The organism is Actinoplanes sp. NPDC049598 (genome assembly GCF_040675435.1).
In the GTDB taxonomy this organism is placed as follows: Bacteria; Actinomycetota; Actinomycetes; order Mycobacteriales; family Micromonosporaceae; genus Actinoplanes.
Genome location: NZ_JBFAOX010000008.1, coordinates 285,592 through 309,941 on the forward strand (window position 1 = coordinate 285,592; position 24,350 = coordinate 309,941).

The following is a 24,350-nucleotide window of genomic DNA, read 5'->3' on the forward strand; positions in this document are numbered from 1 at the left end:
ATGAGTGCCGACAGCGTCACTGATCCCGGTCGTGCCGTGAGTATGTTGATCGCTGCGCCGCATGACCAACACTGCGCGTCGGCCGGTAGTCCGACGCCCGCCGATAGGGCGTTCACGTTGTCCTCACCGAACGCCCGGCGGACCGGGCCCGAGATCGCGAGCACTGTCATGACCTCACCGACTCTTAGTGTTCTTAGCCTTTCAACAGGATCACTCCCGCCGCCCTTGCGACCATCAGCAGTTCGTGGAGTCCTGTCGCTGCACCTTCAGTATCGGCAGCCTGCGCTTCCAGTATCGGCAGCCTGTGCGTCGGCCTGAGCCATTCGTAGAACCTCGCTGGTGATCCGTCATGCGCTCTCCGGTTCGCCAGCGAGGAGCAGATGGAAGGGCTACGGCCCGCCGGGAACCTGCATGTACCGGCCAGTGCTCGCTTCCAGGACATCTCGGCGCACGACGCCGTCCGGCTCGACGATTCACGTGGGTGGAATGCCGGCTGCGGCATACTCGGCCAGCCGGTAGGCCGCCCGGCCATTCACGGCCATCACCTCGATGACGAGCACCAGGCGGTCGTCCACAGAGTCATACCCTGCCGACCTGGCGGACCTGCGCGGACCGTCCAGCGGCGCGGCTGGCCCCTATCGAATCGGCTGGCCTGGTCCGGACAGTTCGCTGCGGCGAGCCGCGGACCCCGGCATTCGGACACCGATGACGTCTTCGAAGGTGTCCGGACCGCTGGACAGCAGATCGGCAAGCAGTAGCGGCCCCGCCGGGTCCGGCACGTACTGGCGACCACGGACGTCAAGAGCGTGTCGGAGCACGGTACCGTCCTCCTCGACGATCCAGTAGCGCAAAATCCCGGCTGCGGCGTACTCGCCCATCCTGCCGACCTGGTCGAACACTTCGGTCCCCGGAGCGACCACCTCCACGATCTGCAGCAACCCGTCCGTGGCCGCGTAACCGGCCTGCACCGACCGCGGCGGCTGACCCTTCGCCCACACCGTCACGTCCGGCACCCGCACAGCGGCGGCGACCTTTATGGCGCAGGAAATGACGACCTGCTCGGGCGACAGCCCCTGGTCCATCAGCCAGCAGACCAGTCGGCTCACCGTCAGCGCGCGCTCGGGATCGCCCGCCGGCATGATCGACAACGCCCCGTCGGCGCTCAGTTCGTACCGGTGCGTTTCGTCAGCCGCCGCCATGGCGGCAAGGGCATCCAGGTCCACCGGCTTACATCCCGTCCGCCGCGGCCGATGCGGCTGCCTGGTTCAGGTACCGCTGCAGCGAGGTCTTCGGGACTCCGACCCGCTCGGCGACCTGCCGCACACTCAGCGCCGGGTCCTGCGCGAGCAGAACCTGCGCAACGGTGATCTTGTCGTCGCTGTGGGCCCTCTTTCGTCCAACTTGCTTGCCCCGCGCGCGGGCAGCCTCGCGTGCGCCGGCGGCCCGCTCGTTCAGGAAGATCCGCTCCCACTCCGCGAAGAGGGAGATCAACGCAATGGTGATCGATCCCATTGCCGAGGTGTCCCGGGAGTCAACCGGCACAGGGTCAGCGAGGCTGCGAATGTGGATGCCCCGCTCGCGGAGGTCATGAATCAAATTCAGATACTCACGCAAATTTCGCCCGAGACGGTCCAGCGTATGTACGACAATGACATCTCCGGCGCGGGCGAACGCCAGACAGGCAGTCAATCCTTCTCGATCCATCGTCCGACCCGACTTGCGGTCGACGAAGCACTGTTCGCCCGGAATGCCCTCTCGGGCGGCAGCATCGAGCTGCCTGTCCAGACTCTGCTTCGTCGTGCTGATCCGGGCGTAAAAGAGCGAAAGTCCGTTTTGCGGCACGGCCGAAGCCTCGACGTTCGCCGCCGGCCTACTGGAGGGATGTACCAACGATCCTCTCACCGCCAGACGCTACCGTCCCAGTCTCTTACGCCGCAACGGCCGAGTGGGTCAGGCTGTTGGGCCAAGAAAGTGGGCCACTGCCGCCTGCGGAAACGATGCCTGCCGAAACTCGCGCGACGGTGACCCACTCCGTTGCGAGCGGGTCAGGTGTTGTTGGGTTCGAGATCGTCTGCATGACGCTCGTCTCGCTCTCTGCCTGGCTCCAACGGCATCTGACTGCAGCGGCTGCGACGCAGCCAGCAGGCCCACCGCGAGGGAGTGGCTGACTGCTGGCTCTGTCGATGATTGCCAGCAGAGCACGCCGGGTGCCTCTAAGGTCGAGGCGTTTCGCACGAACTCTTATGTGCATGAGGGCGAGACCCGATAGCGAGAGCAACAACGACAGCCACGAAGGTTGCTCATGAGTGACATCTCGTCGCGGGCTTTCGACGCCCGAACAGTCCACGAGGATGCGATGGTCGCGGCCTACGCCACAGGCGAATCCGTCGAATCAATCGCCGCCCGGTTCCATCTCACTGCCGCCGAAGTTGAAGCGCTCGTAGCACAACAACCAAGGCCGACCGCTGAGGCGACCTTCGGGCAGCCGCAGGGTGTCCCTGCTGCTAGCAGGCAGGCCCCCGCAGGCTGGTATGCCGACCCGAGCGGCGCATCTGCGCACCGGTGGTGGGACGGACAGCAGTGGACGGACTTCGTTCAGCCAGCATCAGCCCCTCAGGCGACCCCCGATGAGGATAAGGAGCCCGCGGCCTTCGAGGTGCCGAATAGCCCTGTCGGCGCTGGCCCTCAGTTGAGCACGCCTGTGCGGCACCAGTCCGCGGTCCCGTCAGAATCAGCACCTATCCACCACGCTCGGCGCGGGAAGAGCAGGAGCCGCTGGTGCGTCAACTTGGCTATCTTGCTTATCGTTGTCATCGTTCCAGGACAATTCTTATACCGTGAGCATGAGAAGGACGTAGCGCGCCCCGCCCGTGCGCAGGCTGCCGCTCTCGCCGCCTGTCACCGCACCCTCGGCTACTCGCTCAAGGCCCCCGCGACGGCGCAGTACTCCGACGAGACGCTGATGTTTGGTGACACCAAGCCCGATGAGTTCATGGTTTTTGGAACTGTCGATTCGCAGAACGGGTTCGGCGCTCTTGTACGCAACGGATACATTTGCGGCGGAATTCTTACTGCCGACCAGGAGTCCGTCAAGTTCGGGACTCGCGCCGAGATCAACGACGAAGCCGCCGCGGACGGCATCTGGAAGGTGGCGGATGAGATGGGACCGTACCGAAACCGCTTGCCGGTCTGCGGATTGAACTATCTCCCTGCCTGCTTTGACTAACGGTCGCTCATGATCTGAAATCGACCCGGTGCAGCGCCTAGGCTCGCGCCATTCACGGGGCGGCAATCGACTCGAACGCCTAAGCCAACGATGGCGCGATGGAACCTTCCGCTCAGCGCAGGATCGTGTTCCTCGAAGAAGCGGCCGACCGCGCCTGTTACTCCGCGGTGTTTTGCCCAAGGGTCTGCACCGCGTTGGGCCCTGGATGGCTGACGGTCGGAACGGTCGGATGTTCGTAGTCGAAGTCCAACTCGGCGAAGTCACGCTCGACTTCGACGGGCAACTCGTTGTCGGCGACGATCAGTTGCAACTTCCCGGGTAGGGCCGTCGCCAGGTCGTGCAGCCGCCGGTAGAGGGCGAGGGCGATCCCCGGGTTGCTGTTGAGCGCCATGCGCGGACTGTCGACGAGCAGGAATGACGGGTAGTAGGTGTCGCCGCGGCTGACTACGACGTAGAGGATGGACGTCCAGTACGCGATCTGGACGGCGGTGATGATGCCGCCGCCCCGACTGATCTTGGTGTACGGCTCGCCGTTGAGGATCGGCAGGTAGTTTGTCGGGTGGATGTGCGCGGTCTTGATGGCGGGGACGCCGATAGTGCTCAACGCCCTGTTGAACTCGATGTTGAGGTCGTCGATGATCCCGCGTCGTCGCTGTTCGAGGGTTTCCTCGTGACGTGCGATTTCGGCGCGGACTCTGTCCCGGTCGGCCGTCAGCCGCTCTTCGGCGGTGGTGATGTCGTCGACGCGGTCCCATTGCCGGAGAACCTGTTCCAGTTCCCGCTGGCGTGCCCGCGCGTTGGCGAGGCTGGTGTAGGCATCGGTGAATGCCTGGAGCCTAGGGGTCACCCGGGCGGAGGTGCGCCGCTCGATGTCGAGGGTGAGGGTCTTGACCAAGGTTTCGCGTTCGGCGACGGCGTCGTTGACGGCGCTGAGTTGTTCGGTGATGGCCCGAAGTTGGTCGTCCATCTCGCGGAGTTGGTCGGTGAGTTGCCGCTGTTCGTAGAGGTCCTCGGCGGAGTCGGCGTTGACGGGGTCGTGTTGCAGGCATACGCGGCAAGCGTCGTCGGGTACCGGCCGTCCGGTCAGCGACTGCAGGCATCGGGGGCAGGTGACGAACTCGATGTTGGCGATGCGGTCGCCGGCGTCGCGCATGCGGTTGAGCCGGGCGAGGTCGCCTTCCACGCGGCGTCTCTCGGCGGTCAGTTCTTTGCTTTGTCGGATCAGGGAAGTGACGGCTGCTTTGGCTTCCGCGAGCCTGTCCTCGGCGTCGTTGAGCAGGTCACGCATCACCTGGGTCTCGCGGTCGGCGACCGGGTTGATCTCGTCGCGGAGCGCCCGTACCGCGGCCTCGGCTGCGATCTGCTCGTTGGCGGCGTCGCCGACCGCGTTGAGCGCTTCCCCTTTGCTGGTGGTGTTGGTGGTCGCGAGGAAGTCGCGGATCGTCGCGGTCGCTCGTTTCGCCCCGTCGACCTTGCCGTTGAGGATAGTGGCTTCCGAGCGCAAGGCTTGCAGGGCCTCGTCGGTCAGGCCGAACAGCAACTCGAAGACGGCCTTCCGTTTGGGCGCGAGGTACGGGTCCTGGCTTCTGGCGATCTCCCGGTTCATCTCCGACTGCGGGACGTAGAGGTAGGTGAAGATGTCGGCGAAGGTGATCCGTGAGCCGGGTTTGGTGCTGCTGGTGGCTCTGGCGGCGGCGCGCATGTCGTCGGCGAAGCCGAGCGCTTGCATGAGCAGCGCGGACAGGTGAGGGCTCTGGTTGAGGTCGGTGCTGTGGTCCGGTAGCCGTTCCTGAGTCTTGAGGTCGGTGACTCGGACGTTGCGGCGTTTGCCCGAATCGATGCTGCGGACGAGCAAGTAGCGAGCGTCGCCGATCGTGACGTCGATGCTGACGTCGTGCACGGATTCGGTGAATACGGGGGCAAGCATCCCGTCGCAGCCGAAGCCGTACTTGACTGCCTCCAACAGGCTTGTCTTCCCGACGCCGGTGGGGCCGGCCAGGAGGGTCAGGTCCGCGGGGAAGGCGTACCGGACTGGTCCGTCGAGGGTGTCGAGGGTGACGGAGTTGAGCCGAAACGTCGTGGTCACCGGATCACCTGTCGATGCGGTCGGTCCATGAGGTCAGCGAGCCTCTGATAGATCAGATCCTTCAACGTGTTACCGGTCAGGCCGCTCGACGCTTCGGCGATGGCCTGGCTGCGGTCGGCGACGTCCCCCCACTGGTCACTGGCGGCCATCTCGGCGGCGAGTGTCTTGCCGGCGGGGGTGGGGACGAGCGCGACGCTGCTTCTGACCCCGCGGGTGTAGCGGAGCAGGCCGCGGCCGACGAGCGCGCCGATGATCGCGTAGTACCGGTCGTCCCAGGGGCCGTACTTGTACCGGGTCATCGGTGCTTCTACCGCGGTCGGGTCGTGGATGTCCTCGTCGGCGAGGTGCAGCCGCCGGTCGCGTGGGTCGAGCGGATCAAGAACAGCGCTCGCTAGGGCTGGGTAGCGCAGCAGGAAGTCCAACTTTGCCAGTTTGGTCAGGCCGTCGAGTTTGCGCTTGTGTCCTTGCTCGGCCGCCACCGCGGTGACCAGCAACAGGACACGGGCCTGGTGGTAGGCAAGGTCCTCGCGCAGCAGAGCCAGTTCGAGGGCGTCCGGATCTTCTGTGATCATGAGCCCGCTCCTTCTACTGGCCGTCGGCGCGCCTGCTCGGCGGCGATGTCGAAACTGTCGCTGAACCACATCTGGCAACGATTGGACAGTTCGCAGAGCCCGCCGAGGGCCAGGTCGGCGTCCATGTCGACCGGGAGCGTGTCCTGGTGTTGGTCGAGGTCGGCTTCCAGTTGCCTCCATAGATCAGCGCCCCACCGGCCGTCCGGCTTCTTCACCCGTTCGGTCGCGGCGTCGCTGATTCGCAGCAGAAAGCGGTGCAGCCGCTGTTGCCGGGTACGCGCGCTCGGGTCGGCCCCCAACGGGTCACGCCAGAAATCCGTGTAGTCGGCGCGCAACTGCTCAGCGCGTTCCACCGTGTTGTCAGTGCAGCCTCCGACCTCCATCTTGATCGCTAGCCGACTGGTGCGCACCAGGCGCGGGAGCGGTGCGAAGCCGGTCGGGTTGGCGATCGCGGTCCGGATGGCCAGGTCGATGTCGGCGAGCGTGACGATGCGGTCTGCCAGGCTTGCTTCGAACCCGGCCGGTGTCGGTGCAGTAGCACCTATAGGCACGGAGAGGACTGGCGGAAGGCCGCCGATCGGGGTTGGTCCCGCGGCGCGCATGCGAGCCCGGAACACCGCGAGAACGGCCTCCCACACCGAACCAGCGGGCGCGGTGCTGCCGAGCCGGTCGAGAACCGGCTGCACGAACATCGACGGCGCGGCATACGGCACATACTTTCGGGGCACGCTGTCCTGGAAAGTGAAGATCGACAGGAAGCGGACGATCTGCTGCCGATGAGCGGCCATCGGAATCGACTCCGGCGGGCCGCCGTTAGGTGGTGCCCACCGCTGCGGGAGGCCGTCGCAGTGCTTCAACAGCACCTTGCCGAAGCCTGTAAGGAGATCCTCCTGCTCGGCGTCGGGCACGAACGGTTCACCGTCGAGACGGCACTGCCGTGCGGACGTGGCGATCTCGACCAGTTTTTGGGCGGGTCCTGAGGCTCCGGCGGTGGTGACCAGCCGGCAGGTCGGCTTCTCGCCCATCGTGAGCCACCGGTTGAACAGGTGCGCCACACCGCCGTCATCCGCGAGGGAGTTCACGGTGCGATACGCACCAAACGGCAGACCGGGATGCTTGGCGGACACGAGTTCCGCGTCGTCATCGCGCAGGGCGACCCAGTCCTCGTGGTGCTCGCAAACGACCCGAGTGTTCTCGGAGGAGGTGAGGTTGCCGCCGGCTGGGTCGAGTGCGTCGAGGTACAGGCGGAGACCGTCGGCGGTAGCCATGACCGCCTGCCATTCGTACTGATCGGCGGTTCGCGCACCGGCGTCATCCGGTGGCTTCTCCGTGAGGACAAGGTCAGCCGCCGTAGGCTCACCGTCACCAGCGCGCAATGGCCACCTGCACAGCATGGAGTAGTTGTCGACGCACTCACCGTTTGATGATTGCCCGGCAGAGTTTGCCCGATCACAGCGTGTCGATCAGCCAACTGTCGCCTAGGCGACAAACACCTGACGTTGATCGTCGCCGATTCGTTGCGCACGACGGTGCGCCGCCACGCTGGACCTGCAGCATCCAGCCCAGCGTTATCAGTCGAAGGCGTAGGTGACTGCGCAATCGTGGCCGGCGGCCTGCATCACCGTCGCGAACCCGTTGGCCCAGGCCAGGGCTGGCTCGTAGAAGGTGCCGGGAGCGGTGACCTGCGTGATGCTGCCGTCGCCGCGATGGGCGTGACCTTGCGCGACCAACCAGTCCGCTAAGGCGGACCTCGCGGGCACGTTCACCCACGCGCGCCCAGCAGCACCTTCTGCCATGATCACGTTGGGAGCCTGCTCCCCAGTGATGACCACCGGAGTGGGCCGGCAGTCGCGGCGAGCCTGCTCGGCTACAACACAGGCGATGGCGTAGATGCCGGCAAGGTCGCCGGTGGCCGAGGTGATGTGCTCGCTGTCCGCTGACTTTGGCTCGCTGGCTGCGCAGGGCTTGGGCGGACGTTTCTTGCCTGGCGTGACGGTCACGAGTTGGACGGGACCGTCGTCCTCAACTTTCCACGCGGCAGTGACCATGGCGATGCGGCCGTTGAGCCCAATGACCGGCCCTGTCGTCTCGAACCGTAGGTGCTGCTGCTTACCGAAGTTGGATTCGTCGCGGAACTTGGCGGGGATGCCGGTGTGCAGCGCGAAGATCAGTTGGATGGCCAGCAGCCGCCAGTCGTCCTGGCCGCTGCCGAGCACCGTGGCGAAGAAGCGGGCCTTGGGAGCACCCTTCTTGGAGGTAGGGTCTAGGGCATAGCGGCGCAATTTCGACTCTAGGTCGGTAACAGTTGGATGGCGTCGGCCCACTGCGAACGTCAGCGGCCGTCTGGCGTCTTCGTACTGACGTACCAGGTCGATCAACGTCTCCTGGTAGGAGCCTGGCGACTCGGCCGGATGGTCAAGGTTTGGTGCCCACTCGATGCTGGCCTCAGTGGTGGTCAACGGGTGCGGGCCGCGGCCGAATCCCTCGACCGGCAAGTCGGTGAGCATCTCCTCTGGATCGATGTGGTCTTCTGGGTTTGGGTCGTAAACCCAGCCGTCCGCATACCACCACCCGCGGTTCAAAAAGCCGAAGGCCCAGTTGTGCAGTGCGTCGGTCGGGTTGATGGTGATCGAACCCAGGTACCACGGTTGTGGGATTAGAGCCTTGTGCAGATGCTCACCGGATGTATCGGGCAGCCCCGAGAAAACGCCGACATAGATCGCGCCATAGTTGCGGCCGAGCAACCACGACACCCCTTCGACGGGCAGAGCCCAACTGGCTTCGGCGTCAGCGACCAGTCGGACTGCGCTGGACCAGAGTAGCGACGAATCGACGCTGAGCGTGAGACTGGTGGCGTCGCCCGAGGTCGGGCGTCGCGCAGGCAAGTCCAGCGTGCCCCACCAAGTCGCGAAGCGGCAGGTCCGGGAATCATCGACGGTTAAGATCGCGGACAGGATTTTGTGCTTGACCGTCCACCCGTAGTGGCTGGCGAACGAACCGGCTTCGGTGTTGATGAGCACAGCGACGGGGCGGATGGCAACGGCATCAGGCTGCGGGTCCACCAGTCGATTGTTGCCTCGTTAGCGATGGACCGTCCAACCGATCAGTCGACCGGGTTGTCTGCCTGTCTAGTTGCGTGACGGTGTAGCAAGCCGTCAGCCGGCTTGGCATGCCCGACACAAGTTCGGGGATCGCGCGAACTCAGCCGGCCGCTCTAATGGCCGTGTTCAGAACAGCGGCTGGCGGTGCAGCGCACCGGCTCTTGGATTCGTCAGTCAACGAGGTAGTGGGCCTCGATGTAGGCGACGGTGGAGCTGTACGGCTCCCCGACCGGCTTCAACAGGTACTTGCGGAAGACCGCGGCGGTGGCACGGCGAACCCCTCGATTGCGGGCGTCCGCGTTGTCCCACGACTGGGCCAGGGTCCGGGTGACCACCTGGTCGATCTCCTCCGCCAGATTCCGCTCCGTGATAGTCAGGCCAGGCGGCGCGTGGTCACGGATGATCCGCGACAGGACGCCCACGTGGTCGTCGTCCAGCACGACGACGGCTTCATCGGGGTTCTTTCCGGCATTCACGATCGCCTTCGCGATCCGGAGTGCTTCCGCCAGGAACTCCAGGGCGTCCTGGGCGTTCTGAATGATCCGGTCTCGGAGCAGCCGGATGCGTTCCGCGAGGGCTGTGTACTTCGCGGAACCCGGCTCGACGTCCTTGTCGAGAGCGGCCTTGATCTGGTCAAGAATCTCCCGCGGCGACGGCGGCGTCTTGTCTTCGCCACCACCTCTGCCGGGCTGGGGGCGGACGAGCGCCATCAACTCCTTGAGTACAGCGATGCCCTGAGCATCCAGGACGAGGGCTTCCTCCTGCGTAGCGACTACGGAGAAGGAGTGCACGTGCGCGTTGATGATCTCCAGGACCATCGGTCCCAGCACACTCAGCCGTTCCTTGCGTTCCTCGTCGGAAGACTTCTTGAACAAGGTGGTGTACACGGAACCGAACAGCGCGAAGCCGTCCTGGTACTTGGTGATCCGCTTGTCGGTGCTGATCAGGGGGTATAGCCGGGCCAGGAGCCGGTAGTCCCGGGAGAACACCTCGGCGGCACCGGGGTTGGCGTCCAGGAACGTGTTGATCGCTCGTACGGACTCGTATCCGTGGACGGTGAGGTCGAGGTTATCTACGTCCGCGAGTTGGTCCTCGATGCGGGCGAAGGTGGAGCGGAACTCCGCGACCAACTCGGTCACGTCGGTGACGAACCCCCCGCCCTCGCCGGCGTCTTCCGCGGTGGGGTCGACGATGGCCCGCTGGACCTCCTCGGCCAAACCGATGTAGTCGACCACCACGCCGCACGTCTTCACGAACCCGGCCGGGGACACCCAGGTGCGGTTCGGCCGGGTGATCGCCTGGAACAGGGAATGTGCCTTCATTGGCTTGTCCAGATACAGCACACCCTCGTTCGGGGCGTCGAACCCGGTCATCAGTTTCGCCGTCACCACCACGAAGCACAGCGGATCATCCGGGGAGAGGAACCGTCGCTTCTGCTCCTCCTCGTCGGCCTCCGAGAGCCGGTAGGGCCGCATAGCCGGGTCCTCATCCTTGGCGTCCGAGACCGAAATATTGACCTCGGCTGTGATGCGCTCGTGCTTGCCGACCTCGGCGAGCACCTGCGACGCTTCGAACCCCGCCAACAACTCGTTGATCTTGACCGTGTACGCAACCGCCAATTCGCGGTTGTAGGTGACGACCTGCGCCTTGAGACCATTGCGGTACGCGCCAGCCAGGTAATGATCGACGACGTCCTGGCACACCGCCTCGATGCGATCGGGGTTGGAGAACACCGAGGTGAGCCGGCCGAACTTACGCGACAGCGCCTCACGGTCCGGGTCATCGAGGTCGAAGTCGTCACCGAACTGATCAAACTCGGCCTGCAACTCCTCATCGTCGATCTCGAACGAGACCGGATGTGGGTCCAGCATGACCGGGACGGTCGCCTCGTCTTGCAGCGATCGGGACACCGAATACCGGTGCAACACTCGGCCCGAATCGCGCTCGTCGCCGAAGAGAGCGAACGTGTCGGTCGAAAGATTCCGGACCGGCGTGCCCGTCATACCGAAGAACTTCGCGTTGGGCAGCGCTGCGCGCATTTGCCCGGCCAGCGAGTCCGCCTTGACAATGACCCTTCCACCCTCACGGACGGCGGACTGCGTCCGGTGCGACTCATCGACCATCACGATGATGTTCCGACGCGTCGACAGATTCTTACCGGCATCGGCAAATTTGTGGACCGTCGTCGAGATCACGCCACGTACGTCGTCGGCCAGCAGTGAACGCAACTCCTGGCTGGTGGCAGGCTGATGGAAGTAGGCGTGCCCCATCGCGGACGTGAACACCCCGGACGTTTGCCGGACAAGTTGCGTCCGGTCCGACAGCAGAATGATCGTGGGTGAGTCGGTGCGGGTGTCGGCCAGCAACAGCGACGCGGCGAACACCATCAAAAGGGTCTTCCCGGAGCCTTGGTGATGCCAGATCAGGCCCTTCGACCCATCGTCCAGGACCCGCTGATGGATCAGGTGCGCAGCCTCCATCTGGGGGTAGCGAGGCAGGTATTTCTTGTCCACCCCACCACCCGACGTGTCGAACAGCGCGAAGTTCACCAGCATGTCCAGGATCGTCGCCGGTCGCAGCAGCAACTCAACCGAGCGCTGGACGTCAGCCTGACCCGACAGGGACTCGTCGTCGGCGGTCGACCGGAACGGCTGCCACTCGTTTATGGGCGCACCGGCCGCACCAAACCGTAGTTTCAGCCCGTCCGTCGCGATGGCGAAGACGTTCGGGGTGAAGAACCACGGATATTCGGTGGCGTACACGTTGTTGATTTCACGGGCGGCCTGCGCCCACCCGGACTTCGATGTTGGCGACTTCACCTCCACGACGACCAGCGGCAATCCGTTGACCCAGTACACAAGGTCAAACCGGCGAGGCGTCTTGCCCGGGACCGTGATGGTCACCTCGTCCGACACGACCAGCGTGTTGTCGTTCGGACTGTCGAAGTCTATGACCTTCAGAGCCTGCCACGCCCCGTCGGCGTCCCGGAACTCCTGAAGGCCGCGTAGCAGGTGCATGACCTGCTCGTTGGCGCGCACCAGCCCGCCCTCGACCGCGTTGACCGTCGCGACGATCTCTCCGACCACCGCGTCCACGTCAAACGCGTTGATCACACCCGGGTTGAGCCGGATGATCGCGTCTCGCAACTCGCCAGTGAGCACCGTCTGGGTCGTCTCACGCGGCAGAGACCTGCCCGCCGTGAAGATCCAGCCCATCGGCAGAGACCACTGGATCATCAGGTTCTGGAACTCACGCTCCTGGATGCCTTTCACCACGGCACAGACCCTACTCGGCAGACTCAATCTCAATGGCCCGGTCCAGTAGGCCGGAGAGCAGCGCAACCCGCGTTCGACGAAGACGCTCTGCCTCAGCGCTAAGCGCCGCGATCTGTGCATCGATCGCGTCAGCCGTCCCCGAGATGCGCTCCTGCTCTTCGCGAGGCGGCACGGGCATAGTGATTTGGTTCAGGTTTACGGAGGAGAGCCGAACCACCTTCGTTTCGCTTGTGAACCGCCGCTTGCTGCTCTGAAACAGGGGCGAGGCGAAGAAGTACGATACGAACTTTGGGTCGAGGTCGTGGCGGAAGATGAAGCAGTCGTCATGTACAGCCACTGCCTCATCACCCAACCAAGCAACGGCCTTGCCTACGTCCTCAACGTTTTCGCTAGTACCCGCGATCACCACGTCGCCGGGCTTGGCTAAGCGCATCGAGCCGCGGAAACTCTCTGGCAGATACGTCACCGTACGGGTGGTTGACGCCCCGAAGTCGGTGTAAATCTGGCCATAGTGGATGCACCCTAGGCCGGATGGCACGTAGTCGCTCTTCACGAACCGGCGGCCGCGGCTGAGCGTCCCAACTTCCGACAATGTGGCAGATGACCACTCTTCGCACGCGTGCGCGAAAGCATCGCCCAGAGCGGCGTTACGAACCCGGAGGAGACATTCTGCCTCGGCTTTAAGGGCCACGATCTGTTCGTCAACCGCGCTGATGACCTGGACTATCCGCTCCTGCGCGGGCAATGGCGGGATCTCCATCGCGATGTTGAGAAAGTCTGCGGGCTTAACCCGCTCACGTCGGCCACCCATGCCCTTTGAAACGCTCTGAAGCGCTGACCACATCTTCTGTGTCGTAGTGAGGATTCGGAAGAATTCGGGATTCGCCTCAGGCTTGAATGTGAACGTAGGGAACTCTTGAGACGCAAAGGACTCCGTCAGCTTGTTGGGAGTTACCGTGATAGCGCCTTCGAATGCCTTGAGCCGGCTGTAAACCAGTACGCCAGGGCCGATTCGATTAAGAGTCTTGTAAGCCGTCGCTCTTCCTTCGATGGGATCGCGATAGAGGAGCCCTCTTCCTCTGTTCAGGACGCCCACAGTCGGATACGTCTGGGTCGGGTCCACGTTGACTACATCGACGTTCGGCGTAAGGAAATGCCGAAGAGGCGCGCGAACCCATTCCTTCTGTGAGCCTACGGCCGATACGGTGCTCTCCGGATCACTCATCGAAGCCCTCGATCCCGGCCTTCGCAAGGATGGAAAGCATGCGCTGCTCGACCTTTTGGCGCTCCGCTCGGGCGATGTTGTAGGCGTCGATGAGGGTTCCGAGTTCTTCCTGCTCGGCGGCGGCCTGCTTGATGTAGCGACCGATGTTGAGGTCGTACCCGTTCGCCACGATTTCCGCGGTAGCTGCGAAACGTGCGGCTATGCCGCCGTTACCGTCGGGGTCAACCGGGTTGCCGTCGGCGTCAAATTTCGAGTGGTAGGTCGTCACCGTGTCGGCGATGTCCGCATCGGTGAGAACGTTGCGATTCTTGGCCTTGGCAAACCGCTTGGAGGCGTCGATGAACAGCACGCCGCGCTGCCGCTCAGGTGTTTTGGTACCGGCCGCCCGGAACACCAGGATCGCCGTCGGGATGGTCGTGTTGTAGAACAGGTTGGCGGGCAGCCCAATGACGGCTTCGAGCAGGTCGTCGTCTAGGACTCGCTGCCGGATGAGCGCTTCTTGCCCTCCGCGGAAAAGGACGCCATGGGGAAGGACGACGCCGGCGCGCCCCTTGCTCGGGTCCATCGAGGCGAGCATGTGCTGCACGAACGCCCAGTCGGCCGATGACTGCGGGGCGATCGCACCGATAGCGCGTGGGTCCTTGGTCCACGGTTTCCACTTCAGGCTGTACGGCGGGTTGGCGACGATCACGTCGAACTGCGCGATGGACCCGTCCGGCTTCTTGAAGCGCGGGTCTTTCAGGGTGTCGCCGACCTCGACCTGGAACTGGGTGAGGTTGTGCATAAACAGGTTCATGCGGGCTACGCCCGCGGTGTCTGCCACGGCTTCCTGCCCATACAATTTCAGTGTGTAGCCACGCTTGCCGCGCACCTTCAGCAGGTTCGCGGACGCTATGAGCATGCCGCCCGACCCGCAAGCAGGGTCATAGACCGACTCGAAGTTGTTTGGGTCCAGCACTTCGACTATCAGTTCGACGACCTCACGCGGGGTGAAGAACTGCCCGGCGCGAGTGCCCGACCCGTCGGAAAAGCGCTTCAGCAGGTACTCGTACGCCCCGCCGAGCACGTCGTGGGACATATTGCCCTCATGCATCTGCGGGACGCGGTCCATCGCCTGCATGACCGAAGCGAGCACTTCCCCCGAGAGCACCTCTTCGGCGGTCCAGGCCATGGACCCGAAGAGGCGAGAGAACTTGGCCGGGTTGGCAGTCTCGATGGCCTGCAACGAGGCGCGAACTCGCTTGCCGAGGCCCGGCTGGGTGATCGTGGCGAGGATGGACGACCAGGAGGCTCGCCGCTCCTGGACGGTACCTCGGTAGATGACTGGAATCTCGAAACTCTGGTAGTCGCGGTACTCGATCTCGTGGGCTTCCTCGACTGAGAGTCCGTCCAGCAGGTCCTCGTTGTCGGCCAGGAACTGCTGATGCTGGTGGTCCCAGGTGTCCGACAGGTACTTCCAAAACATCAACGGAAAGACCACCGTCGAGTACTGCGCTTCAGGCATCGCCACGCGCAGTTCGTCTGCGGCGTCCCACAGTCGACTCTCGATCTCCTGCTGGGTCACTGCCATAAGTCAAGATTTCCTTGCTCATCGGAGGGTAGAGACCCGAGGGCCGCAGCGTTTCTGCTGATCGCCCTAATCAGGCCGTGCCAACGCGGACACGCAACGCACGTCTTCTAGGGCGAACACATGCGCGGCAGTTTAGTTCCCGCGCTGCACTGCGGCGTCATCGGCGCGCGGGCCCTTGAGGCGGCCAGCGGGCGACGCACTCACGGTACCCGCCTTGGATCGGGCGCTCGATCGGCCTGTCTCCGTCCAAGAAGTCGTCGCCGCAATGCCCTCGCCGAACAGTGGTTGCCGAGCGACTTGCCGAACACGTCGCAGCCGACGCCGGCTCCGGAACGCTCCGATGGGCGGCGTGTTCAGCACCAAGGAACTCGAACACCCGCATCGGCAGCAGTCCACTACCGGTAGTCAGAGTGCGATCACAGAAGCGTAAGTAAGATCCGAGCGAAGTAAGATTTGATCTAACTTTCCCCGAGACTAGTGCCGGGTTCGCGCCTCGATCTCAACTCGTCAGCGCCTCGGTACGGAGCCGGCCACCAGGTCTCGCCCGACTTGGGATCGGTCAGGATGTACGCGAACCGTCCAACCGCGGGAACGAATGCATCCGCCTACGCTCGACTGCATGACCGATCAACCGGACCCGGCCGGCGATTACATGGCATGGCTCGCCAGCCTCACGCCAGCCGAACGGGATGCGCTCGACGCGTTCCATGCCGCCGCTCGCACCAACCCCGCTAATGAATCCTCCATCGCCGCGAACGTCGCGGCGGCGGAGCAGTGGAGGCAGAGCCTGACGGGAGCCGATCGGGAGGCTCTAGCGCTGTTCGACGGCTCGGCCGACATCACCAGCGTCGACACCAACAGCACGGGTGAGCGGAGGACGCCGTTCTGGAATGACGCTGCACAGTACGCGGCCCACCCGGACTACCAGCGTGCCCTCGACGTGATCGCTGTCGGGCTCGCCCCGTCGTCCGGTGTGCCGGTCAGCGACCTTGCCGCTCGCGTGGCAGCAGTCGGAGCCCGCCAGGGCGCGAGCCTCGACGGCACGGCCGGCTGGGCGTCGTTCGCGATCCTGAGCCTCGGCATGGAGGCCCTGCTGCCACTGCTCGACGGCTCTCGTGAAGGGCTCAGCGACGCCGACATTCAGACGCTCGAAGACCTCGCTGCGTGGCGGGCTGCGATGCTGCGCCGCGACCGGGAGGAGCACGGCTGGCCCTGACCTACCGCTGCTCCGGAATTACGGCTTCACGAGGCACGCAAGGAGCGTTGAGGACTCTCTGAAACTCCGGCCGTGGCACGCCGTCGGAATCGAATGCCCACTCGATGAGGGGGTTGAGCAGACCCGACGGGGTGGTGCCCGTGACGGCCACTGCGAGGTAGAGCCGCTCTGCGGCGGGCCAGGCGAAACTGGGGTTGGGCCGCCAGTTCTGGCCCGAACCCATCTGATAACTCGACGGCTTGCCCGCATGCGGCTGACCGATCGGCGGCCCCTTCTTCCCCATGCCGATCATGGAAGCACGTGGGAAAGGTAAGGACCTTGTCTCCGGTTCGAGGTGGGCGTGTCGACGCCACCCTCACGACGGGAAACCCGCAGAATCCGCGGCATCGCACAACATCGTCAGGTACAGCGGGGCAGACGACTGAACCGTCCAACCGAGTCACGCAAGTTCGGGGTGGACTTCCACCCAACGCTCCCTTATCCCCGGCGGCAGCGAACAGTGAGGGAACACCGCCCGGATCACCTCCGCCGAGATGTGTTCGTATATGTCGAGGTGACTCGTGGCGTATCGGAGCACTGTGACCACCCAGTCGCAGCGATCCTGCCTGCTGCCCAGGTCGAACCGCCTCCAAGTCGCCGCGCCGGCGAGATGCGACGGGAGAGTCCTGGTCCCGCTCGACGGGCCCCGGCACAAATCCAGGTCCTCCACTGGCTCGGCCCATGTTGCCGGCGGCTGGTAGCCGATCCACCTCACCATGCAGAACGCCTCCTCCCAAGATCCATGGACGGAATCACAGGAGGAGGCGCTCGTACAAGAGTTCGACTATTCGGTGCGGTCGGTGTCACCCTCGTCAGAGGCCGGTGACCCCTCGCTGGCCTCAGCCTCATCAGGTGCTGCCGGTGCTCCCGTTCGTTTTTCGGCCTCACTGATTAGAGCGTTCGCACGGGCGAGCATCTGCGACGCGGTCACCGTCAGCCGCTGGGCCCAGCGTGCCACTTCGACCGGGTCGGCCGGCATCCCGGCCGGCGGAGGGGCACACGCGGGGCACCAACATTCAGGCCCATGACCGAGGCCCCCATGTGGCCCGGTGGGGTCCTTCGGTTCCGGCCCGCTGCGACAGACGTGCTGTTCGAGCCAGTAACCGGCCAAGGTTTCCGGTGATACGTCGCGGCGGGCGGCGGCCCGTTTCACGGTCTCCCACACGTCTTCAGGCAGGTCGATCAAGAGCGTTGTGCGGCCTGACAAGGGAACTCCTTCAAGATCACAGACGTCTGCCTGGATGCTCGCACGGCCCTATGACAGAAACCGGGAAACAGCGAGGCCGGCATCCCAGGGGAGGAGATGCCGGCCTGAGCTGTCGTTGCCGTATTACTAGATTACTAGGCGGCGTTGGTGCTCTGCGGTTCCCAGTAGTCGATGCCGATGGGTACATAGCCGTCGGGAACGAGTGGGTGCGGAACCCCGAACGTCACGGAGAAGGCCCAGCAGACTTCCTTGACGCCGTACCGACCGGCGTACGTCGGAGTCGCGCCGATTCCTGAGAGTTTGTGCCCAGCAAAAGCAGCGGTCAGCCCCATCGACCGCGTTACCCGCTCAACCTTTGACAGCGTCGTGTGCCGCATCCAGTGCGTGGTGACGCCCATCTCGGCAGCCCAATCCAGGTCGCGCTGGATACGCGACCAGAGGCCGTCGTTCTTGCGAGGGGTCCACTTATAGATAGGGCAGCCAGGCTCGGTCAACCAGTCGATCATCATGCTGCTGACGGGTTGCTCGCGAACCTTGCTCCCCTTTTCGTGCAGCAGCACGGTCTGGTTCTTCCGGTTGACTCGCTGCGGAGTCAGGTTCAGCATGCCTTCGCGGCGGCATGCCGTCTCCTGCAGGAACCGCAGGATTCCCGTTTCCTCGTCGGTGACGACCATGTACATCTGGGCGATGTGCGCCTCGTCGAGCGGACGCCGGCGACTTTCCTGTCGGGCAGGCTTGTTCACTGACTTGGCCACGTTCATCCCGATGAACCCGTTGCGTACCCCGGTGTCCAGCAGTCGCCGGGCCGCGCTGATCGCATGTTCCGCAGCCGACGCACCGTTCACGCTGGTGCTCCGGGTCACCGCCAGACTCTGCGCCCACAGGCTGAACTCGACGATGTGGGTGTAGGTGATCTTGTCGAGTGCGTCATCGCCGTGCTTGCTGGCGAACAGTTCCAGGTAGTGCGTGTACAACTCGACGGTCCGCTCGGCGAGGCCGAGCAGCGCCATGGGGATGACCTCACGAACGGTGGGTACGCGGCGCTTAGGCATCGGCGTTCCCTGCGGTCGTGATGGTCACGATCGTTCCGGCCGGCCAGGGCAGCACGTCGTTGAGCAGCCCGCCATCGATGATGGTGCGCTGCAGGGAAAGGCCGCGGATGGCGGGCAAAGGGTGCGATTCGGTTGCAGGGGGTTTTTGCAACGGAGCGTGATCGATCGGCTTCGTTACGGGCTGCTGCCCGGCAGGAGAGAAACGCGGCATGGTGGCTCCAATCGGACGCCGGAGCGCCCGGTTGAGGGTTCATGCCGTCGAAAAGACACGTTGAAACGGTTTAAGTGTGTCCGGAGGGGGACTTGAACCCCCACGCCCGATAAAGGGCACTAGCACCTCAAGCTAGCGCGTCTGCCATTCCGCCACCCGGACCTGCTTGGCTTGTTCAGCTTACCGGTGGCCTTGCCCATCTTTGCAGTGGGTATCGGCGGCCCGGCGAGCCGCACAGGAGAGAACTGTACACGGTCCGTTGGGAGGGGTGTGGGAGGGGTAGGAGGGTGGACATTGCGGGGCATATGACCGGTTCTTCGGGGGTGGTCTGGTGGGGGAGGGGGTTTGCGGGCAGCATGGCTGCGTGTCTCAGGCCTCTCCGCTTCTTCCTGCTCGGCAGCGTGCTCTGGACCTCGCGGGGGCGGGGGATCTGGTGGGGGCTCGGGCTGTGCTCGAGAAGGCGGTGGAGCTGGGGAAGGTCAACCTGGCCGAGGACGACCCGGATGTTCTGCTCACGGCCGCTGAATTGGGGACGATTCTTCAGCGGGCGGATGATCCGATGGCGGCGCGGCGGGTGCTGGAGGATGCGTACGCGTCGGGGCTGTGGCGGTTGGGGGATTCGGATCCGCTGATGTTGCGGATCTCGCATGACATCGGGGTCGTGGCTGAGGAGCTGGGCAATCGGCATGAGGCTCGCAAGGCCTTCACGCGGGTGGCTGAGCTGGGGCCGGGGGTGCTCGGGGACGGGCATCCGGCGGTAGCTCGGGCTCGGGGTTATCTAGGGCCAGGGGCGGCGGTACGCGGGGACGCCGGGGCGGATTTTGTACGCACTGAAGTGACGCCGCCGCCGGGGCCGCAGGAGGAGCCGACGACGGTGCTTCCGCCGGTTGTCGAGGAGCGTGAGCGGTCGGCGGTCGTGCAGCCGCCCTCGCCGGCCAATCAGCGGGTCTGGGTGGGGCCGGAGGATGAACAGGCGCGAGCCGGGGCCGTCGGGCAGCGGCCGCGGATCCCCAGCCAAGGGCGCGGGCCGCTCGATGAGCCGACCATTGCGCAGCCCATCATCAACCCGCCTGCTTACCCGTCGGCGAGCGTGTCCGGAGGGCACCCGCAGGCGTATTCCGGGCCGCCGGCGGCGCCGGGCTTCGACGGGCCGGGAGAGGCGGCGAGTTATCCACAGGCGCTGTCCTATCCGGGTGCGGTGACGCCGGGTGGCGGGGCGGATAGTGCTTCACCTGCGTACAGCCGGAAGGGTCTTGGGCTTTTCGCCGCGATCGCGGCGGTGCTGGCGGCGGTGATCGCGGTGGCGGCATTGGTGTTCGTGCTTGCCAACCGGACGGGTGACGCTGGTCGGGATCCGGATGTGCCAACTCTGGGTGGGCCGGCGCCGAGTGATGTGCGGCTCAAGGACGGCGGGACGGCGATCACGGTCACTTGGACGGATCCGTCGAGCGGGTCGGTGTCCTTCATGGTCACCATGGGGCGTCCGGGGCAGGAGCTGAAGCCGGTTTCGACGCTCGGACCTGGGCAGACGTCGTTTGAGATGTCGGGGTTGAACGGGACGTTGAACTACTGCTTCGCAGTGGTGGCGGTCTATCGGAACAACCAGTTCGCGACGTCGCCGCAGGCGTGCACCTCGCGGGCGACGGCTACTCCGCGATAGATCATCACCACTCTCCGAGAGCTTGATCACTGAGCGCATCGGGAGTTGTCCACAACGGGTTACGAGCCCTTCGCGAAGCCCCCTATGATGGCCAGCGTTCTTGACCGACGTGAATGTGCCGGCCGACGGGGAGGTTCGGGCAGTGACCAGCGAAGAGCGACCCAAGCGACGGTGGCGCCGCCGTGGCTACCTGGTCACGATCGGCACTGTCCTGAGCCTCGCGGGTGGACTCGGGCTCACTGTCCTCGGGCTCGGGTCGGCCGATCAGGCCGTGGCCAGCTTCGACGCGGCGTCGTGGGTGTGGAGCCGGGCCAAGGGCGAGGTCGCGCGGGTCAACGGCGTCACGGCCAAGGTGGACACGCGGGTCGACGTGCCCAAGGCGCGTGGTCATCAGGTGCAGATCGTGCAGAACGACCGCTTCGTGATCATGCGCGACGTCAACACCGGCGCGATCGGGTCGATGGATCTGACGACCTTGAAGGACTTCTGGGACGACTCCACCAGCTCGGGCATCGGGGTGCGGATCGCGTTGCACGAGAATTCGGTCTTCGTGATCGACACCGTGCAGGGGCGGGTGCAGCAGCTCGAGCCGAAGACGCTGGCGCCGGTGGGGCCGCCGCTGCAGTTCCCGCCGGGCATCGCGGGTGGCGTGTTCGACGGCAAGGGCAAGCTGTGGATCGCCTCGCCGAGCGAGGGCACGGTCACGGCGATCGCGCCGGCCCCGGTCGCCTCGGAAGGGCCGGCCGCCGCGGCCGGGCCGCAGAAGGAGCGTACGGAATCGGTCGCTGGCCCCAGCCATGATCTTGTGCTGTCCACCCTCGACGACGGCGTCGCGGTGCTCAACCGGACGACGAATGCGCTGAGCACCGTCCACGACGGGCAGCCGCTGCCCAAGCCGGTGACGCTGCCGCTGGCGGGGCCGGGCACGCTGGCCCCGCACACCGAGGGCAAGCAGGTCCCGGTGACCGTGCCGGGCGACCGGCATGTGTACGTGGTGGGTGACGACAAGCTGCGCAGCGACTTCGCGGTGCCGGGCGACGGCGAGGAGCTGCAGCCGGCCGTGGCCTGGGAAGGCTACTTCTACGTGGCCGACACGGACGGGTCGGTGCACGTGTTCGACTCGACCGGAGCGCGGCAGAAGGACATTCGCTTCAACCAGCCCGGCGGGCCGCTGGAGCTCGAGGTCCGCGAGGGCTACCTGTTCATCAACGCGCCCGGGTCGTCGGTGGCCCGGGTCGTCGACAACCAGCACACGGTGCGCACGGTCGACAAGTACGCCGACGACGTGGTCGGTGGCGATCCGCCGCAGACGCCGCCGCAGGCCCCGCCCCCGCCGCCGAAGCCGAAGAAGCCGGTGGTCAGCAAGCCGGGTGCGCCCAAGAACGTGCGGGCGGCGGCGGGCAACGCCGAGGCCCGGGTGAGCTGGCAGGCGGCGGCCGACAACGGGGCCGCGGTCTTCAAGTACGTGGTGGTGGGCTCCGGGCGAACCTTCCAGGTCGGCGCCGATCAGCGCGCGCTGACGATCCCGGGGCTGGTCAACGGGCAGACGTACACCTTCACCGTAAGCGCGGTGAACAAGAAGGGTGCGGGCCCGGCGCGTACGAGCAACGCGGTGAAACCGACCTCCGAGGTGCCGGACCCGCCGACCGCGGTCACCGCCGAGGCCAAGCCGGACGGCTCGGTCGTGGTGAGCTGGCCGCCGGCCAACGGGCAGGGCCTGCAGATCCGGCGGTACACGGTCACGGCGATCGCCGAGGGCGGCAGCGCGCCGATCGGCGACACCACCGAGCCGACGCTGACGATCAAGACCGGACAGCTGGAGTTCGGCAAGCAGTACGCATTCACGGTCGTCTCCGTCAACGAGCGCGGGGCCGGGTCGAAGGCGTCGCCGGTCAGCGGCAGCGTGGTGCCGTACGCGGCCCCGGCCAAGCCGGAAGGCGTGGACGCGGCCACCGTGGGCGACCAGGCCGGGTCGATCTCGGTGGCGTGGCAGCCGTCGGTGGACAACGGGCGGCCGGTCACCAAGTACGTGGTGGCGGCGGGCGGCAAGAGCACCGACGTCACGGCCGGCACGGCGACGACGCTGACCGGGTTCGAGTCGGGGGTCAACGTCGCGGTCGAGGTACGGGCGGTCAACGAGGCCGGGGAGAGCGAGCCGGGCACGGCCACGGCGCGTACGGTGGCCTCGCCGAAGGTGACCGTGACCGGGGTGACCTCGACGTTCAACACGGCGACGGTCGCGTTCAGCGTGGACGCGGGCGGGGGCAACGCGAGTTGCTCGGTGGCGGCGTCGGGCGGGGCCACGGCCAAGGGCAGCTGCTCCAGCCTCAAGGTCACCGGGCTCAAGCCGAGCACGTCGTACACGTTCACGGTGACCGCGACGAACGCGGCGGGCACGGTGTCGGCCAAGTCGACCAAAACCACGGCCAACCTGCTCGGGACGGCGACCTGCAACAACGGCGAGAACGGCGAGACCGCGACCTACTGCAATGAGGACCGGGCCGGGCGCAACGGCAACGAGATCTTCAGTGTCACCAAGCAGGACAACGACAAGCAGGTCGGGTGGGCCAAGCCGGGCACGCGGCTGCAGGCGTACTGCAAGAAGGCCGGCGAGGACGTCGACTCGTACATCTACAACAAGCAGAAGAAGAGCACCTGGTGGATCCAGGTCAACTACAAGGGCAAGAACTACATCCCGTGGGCGTGGCTCAACCTCGACGGTGGGGACGACCTGAACAACCTGCCGAACTGCTGAGGTAAGAGCGCCGTGGTCACCGAACCCCTCCCACCGCAGCACGTCCAGGGCTTCGCCCAGGTCGCGGCCGCGCTCGCCGAACGGATCGGCGCGGTCGTGCTGGGCAAACCGGACGTGGTCGAGCTGGCCTTGACCGCGCTCTTCGCGCAGGGGCACGTCCTGCTCGAGGACGTGCCCGGGGTGGGCAAGACGACCCTGGCCCGGGCGCTGGCCGCGTCGGTGCAGGGGCAGTGGCGGCGAATCCAGTTCACGCCCGACCTGCTGCCGTCCGACGTGTCCGGAGTGACGATCTTCAATCAGGCCAGCCGCGGGTTCGAGTTCCACCCGGGGCCGGTGTTCGCGAACATCGTGATCGCCGACGAGATCAACCGGGCCTCGCCCAAAACCCAGTCGTCGCTGCTCGAGGTGATGGAGGAGCGGCGGGTCACCGTGGACGGGGTGCCGCATCCGGTGCCGCAGCCGTTCCTGGTGGTGGCCACGCAGAACCCGGTCGAGATGGACGGCACGTACCGGCTGCCGGAGGCGCAGCTCGACCGGTTCCTGGTGAAGCTGTCGGTGGGCTATCCGAGTGAAGAAGTCGAGGTCGAGGTGCTGCGCGGGGCGGCGCTGCGCTCGCCGGACGCGCTGGAGCCGGTGACCGACACGGCGACGATCGGCGAGATGGTGCGGATGGCCACGCATGTGCACATCGCTGACCCGCTCTACACGTACGCGGTGAGGTTGGCGGCGGCGACACGGAACCATCCCCAGGTTCGGGTGGGGGTGAGCCCGCGTGGGGTGATCGCGCTGACCCGGGCGGCGTGCGCCTACGCGCTGATCCACGGCCGGGGGTACGTGCTGCCGGAGGACCTCAAGACGCTGATCGGGCCGGTCTTCGCGCATCGCGTGCTGCTGTCGGCCGACGCCCAGCTGCGCGGGGTGACCGCGGGCGAGGTGCTCGACGACGCGGTCCGGTCGGTGCCGGTGCCGCTGCCCGACAGCACCCGCGTCGCGGCCGGGGCGTGAGCGCCGCCCCCGCCGCCGGTGAGCCGCCGCTGCCGGTCGGCAGCGCTCCGCCGACCGGCGGCGGCCCCGCCCAGCCCGACGACAGCCCCGCCGACTCGGGCAATTCGGGCGGGCCAGCGGCGGGCGGCCCAGCGGCGGGCGGGCCAGGGG

17 protein-coding genes, 1 tRNA gene and 1 pseudogene are annotated in these 24,350 nt (G+C 65.7%); 6 read left to right on the forward strand and 13 right to left on the reverse strand.

What is annotated here, in order from left to right:
• Positions 1-635 precede the first annotated feature (635 nt).
• The gene (locus tag AB0J66_RS20580; protein ID WP_364662752.1) at positions 636-1,223 is read right to left on the reverse strand and encodes a Uma2 family endonuclease; all 588 of its coding nucleotides are present in this window, start codon (positions 1,221-1,223) and stop codon (positions 636-638) included.
• A gap of 4 nt (positions 1,224-1,227) precedes the next feature.
• Positions 1,228-1,842, reverse strand: coding sequence for a recombinase family protein (locus tag AB0J66_RS20585; protein WP_364662755.1), 615 nt, complete (start codon positions 1,840-1,842; stop codon positions 1,228-1,230).
• Between the two features lie 514 nt (positions 1,843-2,356).
• Here AB0J66_RS20585 and AB0J66_RS20590 point away from each other — a divergent pair.
• Positions 2,357-2,608 (forward strand): annotated as a pseudogene (locus tag AB0J66_RS20590) (DUF2510 domain-containing protein); the annotation flags it as partial.
• Between the two features lie 189 nt (positions 2,609-2,797).
• A complete protein-coding gene (locus AB0J66_RS20595; RefSeq protein WP_364663022.1) occupies positions 2,798-3,226 on the forward strand; it encodes a hypothetical protein in 429 nt (142 codons plus the stop codon).
• A 157-nt stretch (positions 3,227-3,383) separates the two neighbouring features.
• Here AB0J66_RS20595 and AB0J66_RS20600 read toward each other — a convergent pair whose 3' ends face one another.
• The 7 genes from AB0J66_RS20600 to AB0J66_RS20630 all read right to left on the reverse strand — a co-directional run bounded on the left by AB0J66_RS20600 (position 3,384) and on the right by AB0J66_RS20630 (position 15,055).
• Positions 3,384-5,312 carry a hypothetical protein gene (locus AB0J66_RS20600; protein ID WP_364662757.1) on the reverse strand — a complete coding sequence of 643 codons (1,929 nt, stop codon included), beginning with the start codon at positions 5,310-5,312 and terminating at the stop codon, positions 3,384-3,386.
• Positions 5,309-5,884 (reverse strand): hypothetical protein, encoded by a 576-nt coding sequence (locus AB0J66_RS20605; protein ID WP_364662760.1) that lies wholly within the window; start codon positions 5,882-5,884, stop codon positions 5,309-5,311. Before AB0J66_RS20605 ends, AB0J66_RS20600 begins: the two co-directional genes overlap by 4 nt.
• Entirely contained in the window at positions 5,881-7,152 is a 1,272-nt protein-coding gene (locus AB0J66_RS20610; RefSeq protein ID WP_364662763.1) for a hypothetical protein, read from the reverse strand. The genes AB0J66_RS20605 and AB0J66_RS20610 overlap by 4 nt, the downstream gene beginning before the upstream one ends.
• Positions 7,153-7,455: 303 nt before the next feature.
• Positions 7,456-8,946, reverse strand: a complete 1,491-nt coding sequence (locus tag AB0J66_RS20615; RefSeq protein ID WP_364662766.1) for a DUF6883 domain-containing protein — start codon at positions 8,944-8,946, stop codon at positions 7,456-7,458.
• A gap of 209 nt (positions 8,947-9,155) precedes the next feature.
• The gene (locus AB0J66_RS20620) at positions 9,156-12,260 is read right to left on the reverse strand and encodes an HsdR family type I site-specific deoxyribonuclease (RefSeq protein WP_364662769.1); all 3,105 of its coding nucleotides are present in this window, start codon (positions 12,258-12,260) and stop codon (positions 9,156-9,158) included.
• A gap of 10 nt (positions 12,261-12,270) precedes the next feature.
• The gene (locus tag AB0J66_RS20625; RefSeq protein WP_364662771.1) at positions 12,271-13,485 is read right to left on the reverse strand and encodes a restriction endonuclease subunit S; all 1,215 of its coding nucleotides are present in this window, start codon (positions 13,483-13,485) and stop codon (positions 12,271-12,273) included.
• Entirely contained in the window at positions 13,478-15,055 is a 1,578-nt protein-coding gene (locus AB0J66_RS20630) for an N-6 DNA methylase (protein WP_364662773.1), read from the reverse strand. The genes AB0J66_RS20625 and AB0J66_RS20630 overlap by 8 nt, the downstream gene beginning before the upstream one ends.
• A 619-nt stretch (positions 15,056-15,674) precedes the next feature.
• On the opposite strand from AB0J66_RS20630, the gene AB0J66_RS20635 reads away from it, so the two are divergent.
• Complete coding sequence (locus AB0J66_RS20635) at positions 15,675-16,271, forward strand: hypothetical protein (protein ID WP_364662776.1); 597 nt, start codon at positions 15,675-15,677, stop codon at positions 16,269-16,271.
• A gap of 1 nt (position 16,272) precedes the next feature.
• On the opposite strand, the gene AB0J66_RS20640 is transcribed toward AB0J66_RS20635, so the two are convergent.
• The 4 genes from AB0J66_RS20640 to AB0J66_RS20655 all read right to left on the reverse strand — a co-directional run bounded on the left by AB0J66_RS20640 (position 16,273) and on the right by AB0J66_RS20655 (position 18,942).
• Positions 16,273-16,563: a hypothetical protein gene (locus AB0J66_RS20640; protein WP_364662779.1), complete on the reverse strand. Its 291-nt coding sequence runs from the start codon at positions 16,561-16,563 to the stop codon at positions 16,273-16,275.
• A gap of 1,088 nt (positions 16,564-17,651) precedes the next feature.
• On the reverse strand, positions 17,652-18,527 hold the full coding sequence (locus tag AB0J66_RS20645) for a hypothetical protein (RefSeq protein WP_364662782.1): 876 nt from the start codon (positions 18,525-18,527) through the stop codon (positions 17,652-17,654).
• A gap of 34 nt (positions 18,528-18,561) precedes the next feature.
• Positions 18,562-18,780, reverse strand: a complete 219-nt coding sequence (locus tag AB0J66_RS20650) for a hypothetical protein (RefSeq protein WP_364662785.1) — start codon at positions 18,778-18,780, stop codon at positions 18,562-18,564.
• A 77-nt stretch (positions 18,781-18,857) separates the two neighbouring features.
• Positions 18,858-18,942, reverse strand: a tRNA-Leu gene (locus AB0J66_RS20655).
• Between the two features lie 286 nt (positions 18,943-19,228).
• On the opposite strand from AB0J66_RS20655, the gene AB0J66_RS20660 reads away from it, so the two are divergent.
• The 3 genes from AB0J66_RS20660 (at position 19,229) to AB0J66_RS20670 (ending at position 24,200) form a co-directional block, all read left to right on the forward strand.
• Entirely contained in the window at positions 19,229-20,440 is a 1,212-nt protein-coding gene (locus AB0J66_RS20660) for a hypothetical protein (RefSeq protein ID WP_364662787.1), read from the forward strand.
• 142 nt (positions 20,441-20,582) lie between these two features.
• On the forward strand, positions 20,583-23,195 hold the full coding sequence (locus AB0J66_RS20665; RefSeq protein ID WP_364662790.1) for a fibronectin type III domain-containing protein: 2,613 nt from the start codon (positions 20,583-20,585) through the stop codon (positions 23,193-23,195).
• 12 nt (positions 23,196-23,207) lie between these two features.
• Positions 23,208-24,200, forward strand: coding sequence for a MoxR family ATPase (locus tag AB0J66_RS20670; RefSeq protein ID WP_364662793.1), 993 nt, complete (start codon positions 23,208-23,210; stop codon positions 24,198-24,200).
• The last annotated feature ends 150 nt before the right edge of the window (positions 24,201-24,350 follow it).